The sequence below is a fragment of the Prevotella sp. Sow4_E9_plate genome (assembly GCF_052116205.1).
GTDB lineage: Bacteria > Bacteroidota > Bacteroidia > Bacteroidales > Bacteroidaceae > Prevotella.
In genome coordinates this window covers 22,066-29,802 of record NZ_JBQKLN010000048.1, presented here as the reverse complement: position 1 = coordinate 29,802, position 7,737 = coordinate 22,066, and the positions used below count along the sequence as shown (strand labels likewise).

General features: G+C 40.1%; 6 protein-coding genes. All 6 read right to left on the bottom strand.

Translation table 11 applies throughout. The features are described 5' to 3' along the window. Positions 1-168 precede the first annotated feature (168 nt). Positions 169-954 carry a TlpA family protein disulfide reductase gene (locus tag ACTQ53_RS14555; RefSeq protein WP_441933765.1) on the bottom strand — a complete coding sequence of 262 codons (786 nt, stop codon included), beginning with the start codon at positions 952-954 and terminating at the stop codon, positions 169-171. A 436-nt stretch (positions 955-1,390) separates the two neighbouring features. Next, positions 1,391-1,717: a hypothetical protein gene (locus ACTQ53_RS14550; protein ID WP_441933763.1), complete on the bottom strand. Its 327-nt coding sequence runs from the start codon at positions 1,715-1,717 to the stop codon at positions 1,391-1,393. 252 nt (positions 1,718-1,969) lie between these two features. Then, positions 1,970-2,806, bottom strand: a complete 837-nt coding sequence (locus ACTQ53_RS14545) for a GLPGLI family protein (RefSeq protein ID WP_294970641.1) — start codon at positions 2,804-2,806, stop codon at positions 1,970-1,972. 10 nt (positions 2,807-2,816) lie between these two features. Beyond that, entirely contained in the window at positions 2,817-3,050 is a 234-nt protein-coding gene (locus tag ACTQ53_RS14540; protein ID WP_294970643.1) for a hypothetical protein, read from the bottom strand. A gap of 174 nt (positions 3,051-3,224) precedes the next feature. Next, positions 3,225-4,979, bottom strand: coding sequence for a hypothetical protein (locus ACTQ53_RS14535; protein WP_441933761.1), 1,755 nt, complete (start codon positions 4,977-4,979; stop codon positions 3,225-3,227). Positions 4,980-5,128: 149 nt separating this feature from the next. Next, complete coding sequence (locus ACTQ53_RS14530) at positions 5,129-7,726, bottom strand: carboxypeptidase-like regulatory domain-containing protein (RefSeq protein WP_441933759.1); 2,598 nt, start codon at positions 7,724-7,726, stop codon at positions 5,129-5,131. Positions 7,727-7,737 lie beyond the last annotated feature (11 nt).

Genomic DNA, 7,737 nt, shown 5'->3' with positions numbered 1-7,737 from the left:
AATTATGTAACTTTGCAGCCGAAAAGGCTTCCCTGCTGGGGGCATGCCCCCAGCAGGGAGTGGGAATGAAAGTTAAGAACAAGCCTTGACACAGTTTAAATTACACCCCCAGAATAAGTAGTAAAAGCCAAAGGGGGCATTTTGTGTTCATGCCCCCTTTGGCTTTTACTACTTATTAATAACGTTCAAAATATCCTGACGTATCTTCTCATTGGTACCATTCACCATATAACGTATCAAGCCATCCTCACCTAGGACAATAAAGAGAGGAAAACCGCCTGAGCCAACAAATTTCACGAAATAATTATCACCATAAAGATGAGTCCAATTGAAGCCACGTGCCTCCGTTATCTTCCTTACCTTATCAGCTCTCTCAAAGTTTACAGAGAGAAATATCACATTAGGATACTTATTCTTCCACTCCGAAAGGATAGGCATTTCTCGCAAACAAGGTCCACAGCCTGAATACCATGCGTTGATAACTACCTTATGTCCCTTGAGCGACTGTTCTGTCCAAAGTTTTCCGTTCAAATCGTGCAAAGCAAAGGAACCTGGCAACGGTTTGCCACTCAATGCGTCAGCATTCTCGTTATGCCTCGTCAAAGACAACATCTGCTGATAAGTCTCTATTCGGTCTTCTATCTCTGATAGAGATTTCACTCTACTGCGAGGTATCTCATATTTTTCCCATTCCTTAGGCATAGTAAAGTTGGGATACATCGTAAAAACCATCAAGTTGCCATTTTCTCCATACTTGATGGCTGACATATACTTCACCTTCGATACATCCAAAGGCAAATCCTTGACATAGAAATGTCGATTCACCATTATACTAGGAGACAGCAAACTATCTGCTTGTTCCTGTACGACAGGAGTTTCCTGTGCGCTTGCTGCAAAAGGCATCATCGCCAAAAGCAACGCCATCATCATTTGTTTCATCATTTTCTTTTCCATTGTATATCTCTTTTATATGTTTCCTACATACTTATTCTTATTAGAAAATACGCAACTCTTACCATTGAGTAAACTAAAGAAACGCACTTTTAACTTTTATTCGTATTGGTAACTTGCGGCCTTTTATTATTTTACCTTTCTGTAAAATATATAGATAGCATTCCAAATAAATAAAGAAAAAATACATGGAAAGAATATATCACTCCATTTATTTAAAATAACCCTTTCTATTATTTCTATTAAATAGACAACTTGTAAAGCTACTAAAAAAATCAGTATTGTATATTTAGTTATTTTTGTCATAATTACTCCAATATTTTAAACTATAAACATAAATCGTTTAATGGCTGTTTCTCATGGCAAGGCAAGAGGTCCGCAAATCGTAGCCGATAACAATAAGGATGATGACGAGTAAGTCACCATCCTTATTGGATTATTAGAAATTATATTTTACGCTGAAAGTGCATCCGATAGGACGCAACTGATAAATGTATCGATAATTGCTCTCCTTTATCTGCTTATTGACCACATAAACCCTTTGATTTGTCAAGTTTTGGGCTAGCAACTCCAACTCTATGCTCTTCTTTTTATATCGGATGCCAGCATTGGCATCGCTCTCATACTCCTGATGGTCTGCGTCCTTGAGCCAGTTCATGCTGACATCGCCGAACAACTCCAAGTCCTCTAACAAGAAGAAAGAAAGCCCAAAGCTACCTTGGTGCTCTCGCATCGTAGTCCCCAAGTCCTTCACTCTATTTTGCATTTGGTAATAAGAGTACTCCAAAGACAAGTTCACCTTGTCGATTCGTCTGTGCGTAACGCTTCAACTTCTTATGTTGATTGTAGGCTCTGACCATTACATTGCCAAGAGCTTTTCCCGACTCGTCCCTTACCATTCCCGAAAGGGTAGTTTGGGCAGAGAGAGGCAAGGCTATTAGCAACGCAAGGACGACCATCCCAATATGCTTTGTAAGACTCATGCTAAAACTCTTGTTTTTATTAAACTGCCTTGCTGCTATTCCTTTTCCAAAGGACTATAGAACAATTTCCTTTTTGGCATAGGCATAGGTTTTCCATTCATATCTTTAGGAGCTAAAGGAGAATTTTTCCAAGACTTTGCTGGATTAGACTTATAATCAGCCAAAGCTTGATTAAAGTGCTCACGAGTAGTCTTGAAATACTCTTTGTCGTTGACAGTAATTGGTGAACTTGATTTGCGAACAGAAATCGCAGAAAAAGTATGCTCTTTATCTTCTGTTTCCGCCGCAAGAATTAACCCTGGCAATCCATTTAGCTTCCAAGGTCCTACACTTTTAGGTATATCACAATACCAAGCTATCCAATTACGTCCACGGAAAGTAGCTGTTGCTTGATGACATAAATAGCCACATATTTCTTTCGTACTATCGGATAAAGCCCAATCTATATGAGGAACCTCCTCATGATACATAAATTTATCTATTGAGACCTGACCATAATAAGATAATTTATTCGCATTTACATTTTCTAGCAAGAATTCTTTAAAGTCGGGACTATACTTATTGTAGAAATCAAAAAATTCTCCAAGAGTCATTTGTTGCTTGCCAACAAGAGCAGAGTCCAATCTATATGAGCCATAACTTTCATATTTAAAAATTGAATCACCTAATTCTAAGATAGCATGATACTCTCTCATATCACCTAAGCTATGGTCGATGACGCGATAGTTGTAGATACATTCTATAATACTAGAATCAACTATTTTTTTCGTACCTAGCTTTGCAGGCTCATTTGCCAAAGGTCCAGATATAGTTTGAGCATTTGTCAATAACGGAAATACACAAAAACACAAAAATACAATTATTTTATCCATAAGCAAACCTCTATTTTACATTATTTATACGTGCTTCAGCATGAGCACCTTTTCTTTCTCCGCAATAAGTTTCGTTCAAATCTTCTATATAGTCAACGAATTCCTCTGATTTAGAGAAAAACTCAAGTGCTACTGTCATGATTTGTTTTCCACAAGACGTAGTTACAACTGTTCCAACATGCTCAGCAGCATTAGCCACAACTCCCATCAGCGCAAAGGCTGACATTAAAAACAATTTCTTCATAATCTCAATTTTTTAGTTGTTGTTTGTTTTAATTTCCGCTGCAAAAGTACAAAATTGTAGGGAAAGACGCAAGAACATTATTAATTTAATTTTTACCTATTTTTTACCATTCACCAAATACACTAAAAATGAAAAGGTTATGAGTATTTTATCTAAATTTTACCATGCCAAAAATTATGGGATATGTAGCACATACTCATCAAATTCCTTGGGCTTTCCTACCTTTTCACACAGCTTTTTCAACATGGTTTTCCGGCTTTTTGAGATTGCTGCATCAGATAGATTTAAAAGTCTTGCCATTAAGGATGCAGGAATTCCGAGTCTAATCAGTAAGCAGATTCGATAATCTCTATCGCTGACTCGGTTCTTCAACATAGGAATAAAGTTAGGAATTAGTTCCTCTACCGTATCAGCCAATTCCGTCCAATCCTCCTCATTCATTTCTTCCAAAGGATGCGCTTCTATACATTGGATTTTTTTGTAAATGGAAGAATTCTTTAAAACTAAATAAGCATCGGACATCGAAGATAATGAGTATCTGTTTTGTATATCATGTATCTCTGACACTAATTTACTGATTGCATTTTCTTTCTCTGTTATAATTTGAGCCAGTTTTTTGTCTTTTTCTGCTACAAGTTGAGCTTTTTCTTCCTGTAACCTTTTAAGTTTAAGCAAGCAGTCCTCATACACCAGCTTTGAAGCTGCTATTCTCTTTTTCTTGAGAGCTAGCTGCTTTCTATAAATATAAGAAAGGAATAAGAACAAAATGACGCAAGCAAAAACAATCATATAGTTCATTTGTGTACTTCGTTTCGCTTTCTGCTCAGCCATTCTTGCTATTTCTTGATTTCTACCATAATCATACATCGCTTGCATTTGCTGTAATTGGTTTTTCCTTGCCTCCATCAAACTTGAATCATTATACTCAGAACTTTGCAAGGCATACTTCATAGCCAAGGATGGTTGGTTAACCTTTGCATAATACTGAGCTAAAGTTTTTGTTGTAGCAGCTTTGACGCTATATGATTTACACAACTTTAAGCTTAGGGATAGATTGGCATAAGCTGAGTCTAACTTATTTACAAACAGATAATAACACCCTTTTAGGCATAATACATAAGCCTTAGAATCTTCATATTCCAAATTTCCCTCATACCCTGTAGAAAAGTATGCTTCAAAAGCCTTTTTTGCTTTAATTGTGTCTTGCTTTTCTAAATAATAGTCAGAATTGCAGCCTAAGGCTATCATAGCATTATAGTCATCTCCTATTTGCTTGAACATATTTGCAGCATGCAAATTTATTGCAATAACAGAATCTGTATTTCCTAAATAGTAATATGCACTGCTTCGATTTTGGTAATTCACAATGGCATTGAATGTATCCTTTGCCAAATAGGCATACTTCTCCGCCTTACCAAAAGCATCTAACAATTGATAAGGTAAGTATTGCTTATCAAACAAAATTCCCATTTGGCTGTATACTCTATAAAGCGTGCCATAGTCACAATCTGCGACAGTGGTATCGGCTTGCTCCGTCGCTTTATTATAATACTCCAATGCCATTGGTGCCTCATGCATATCCCGGTACACGCAGCCCAAGACATAGTTGGCAAGCATACGCTCGTTAGCCGAACCATGATGGTCATAATAATCCACCACTTCCTTCATCACGCTATCAGATGTGAACGTGATGCAAGCCTTGTTCATCGCCTTATGACGCAACAACTCATAGCGCATCTTTTGCGATTGGGAAAACTCTGGTAGCTGAGGCTTTACACCATCAAGCATCCGGATGGCAACCCTCGCAGAGTCGTCATTAACATTCATGATGCTATCTGCCCGTTGCATCAGATCATCATACTTCCTGTTTCCTGCACAAGATGAAAGAAGCATGATGATTAACAATAAAAATATGACCTTTTCTTTCATTCCTCTCTTTTTTTTGCAAAAGTACGAAAAAATAAAGAAACTACAAAATAATGTCTCTATAAAGTGAGAAGAAGAAGGTAAGAGGTCCGCAAATCGTAGCCGATAACAATAAGGATGATGACGAGTAAGTCACCATCCTTATTGGATTGTTAGAAATTATATTTTACGCTGAAAGTGCATCCGATAGGACGCAACTGATAAATGTATCGATAATTGCTCTCCTTTATCTGCTTATTGACCACATAAACCCTTTGATTTGTCAAGTTTTGGGCTAGCAACTCCAACTCTATGCTCTTCTTTTTATATCGGATGCCAGCATTGGCATCGCTCTCATGCTCCTGATGGTCTGCGTCCTTGAGCCAGTTCATGCTGACATCACCGAACAACTCCAAGTCCTCTACCAAGAAGAAAGAAAGCCCAAAGCTACCTTGGTGCTCTCGCATCGTAGTCCCCAAGTCCTTCACTCTATTTTGCATTTGGTAATAAGAGTACTCCAAAGACAAGTTCAGCTTGTCGCTCCAAAACGCCTGTTCCAATCGGGTATTTACCAGATAACGATCATTTACGAGTTTAAGCACATTGTCTTTCGACAGAATATTAGTATGGTAATTTCCCAAACTTGCCATCAGCGAGATAGACGTATCCGTGCTACGGAAATTCTTGCTGGCATTGAGAGTGAGCGACTTGTCGAGCATGGTATTCTTCTTCTTGGACACCTTGTTGTAGACATCCCCATCCGATACGCTCGTTTGGCTCATCGAGTTGGTTTGCGAGCGAGTTATCAAGCCCATAAGCGAAGCAAAGACGCCATCCATTGTATTGTGGAAGTCGAGATGGCCGCTTGCAAAGAGAGAGTTTCGATTGGTCAAGCTACCAGTGCCCTTAGTCGTCGCATCCTTGTAAGTGTAGAATATCGGTGAGGTAACAAAGTTGGATATGTCACCGAAATTGCATCGGGAACCTCCTCTCAACCTAAACTTCAGTCCCTTAGTCACTTTCCATGCGAGGGTGGTGTTGACATTGGCATAGGTGTCATCATGACGAAAATCCTTGTCTTCTCCCACATTCTCGAAATGCATGTTGAGCAGAGACAACGGAACTCTCACCTCCCAGGTAAGCCGGTTCCAAGCCATCTGGAAGTAAGGCTCCACGCTTGTATTGAGCATATAGCCCTGAAAAGTGTTGGCTAGCTTCTCCTCGGAACGAAGTCGGGATAAACGAATCTTATTGTAATAAGACTCGAAGTTTACCTTGACGCCCATTTGTACGAGTCTGCCGAGTTGCCATCCGAAAGAGGTATGCTCGTCGGTCTGGAAGGCAGTCTCGTTGAGACTTTGCCACATCTCCCAACTCCTGTCGGTAGGAATCGCTTGGAGACGATTGACAGGAGTGTTGGAGAACTTGATATTGCTTTGCAACTGAAACACTTTCTTCCCAACGTGATAGATGGAGCTAAACTGGTTGGTTAGCTGATAATTGGCTGATTTTTGCTTTTGTGCGCCATCAAAGTTGTCCTCAAGCCCAAAATGCTTGTGATAGAACTTGGAGTTGAAGGTAAAGTCATCCAGGAAATATACTTTCTCCGTATTGTTCTCCAGTTTTATCTTTCCCATCAAAGAATTAGAATATACTGCCGCCTGCACCTTCTCTGAGAAGTCTTGATACTGGTTGTCATCTACGAAGATACTGGATTTTTTCTGGTTTTGGTAGTGCAGGTCATCACCAGCATAACGCAAATTGAGAGTAAGCGTTCGTTTTTCCTTCAGCTTGAAGAGAGAGTTGAAAGCTCCTTCTCCCGACTTGTTGTCAACATATCGGTTCAAAGACACACTAGGAATATCTTGTGCAGAAAGACTGATTCCATCCCAAGTAAACGATGAGAAATCAGAAACTTGGTCGAGTCCGAAAGACTGCGACGTATTATAAGTCAAGCCCGTGTCATTTGCCTTGAGCGACAAGAGCTGTTGCGTTTTTTTGTTGATTTGCATGGCGAAGACATCACTCTTCCACAGCGTCTGGTCATCATAGCCAAGTCCTTGCTGAAGATAGCCGATAGGCTTCAGCTTACGGTTATTCCTGATTTTCAGGTTGAGCGCAGCCTTGTCGGAGAAGGAGACATTCTTCAAGGCTCTTATGGGTTGGTGGTTTTCGTAGACATTCACCGCCGCCACGTCGTCAGGGCGGATATTCTTGGTAGCCAAGGTATAGTTGCCCGACAGCATGTCCATATTTTCGATATAAAACTTACTGATGCGCTCACCTTGGTAATAGATGCCTCCCGTGTTGTCCACGCTGATGCCTGGCATTCGCTTCAGTACATCCTCGATGCTTCTATCCTTTTCTTTCTTGAAGGCATTGACATCATAAGTCAAGGTGTCGCCGCTTTGGCGGATAGGCACACTTCTCACCACCACCTCCTTGATATTGATAGCCTCATCGTGCAAGGTGATGTTCTTGAGCTTTCCAAAGTCCTTTCTCAAGATGGTCTTCGTCTCGTAGCTCAACCGCGACAAGGTGATACTGGAGATAGAATCATGGGCGGTGGTGGCAAGACGGAATTCACCTTGTCTATTCGTCTGCGTATAACGCTTCAACTTCTTATGTTGATTGTAGGCTCTAACCATTACATTGCCAAGAGCTTTGCCCGACTCGTCCCTTACCATTCCCGAAAGGGTGGTTTGGGCAGAGAGAGGCAAGGCTATTAGCAATGCAAGGACAACCATCCCAATATGCTTGATAAAACTCATGCTAAAACTTT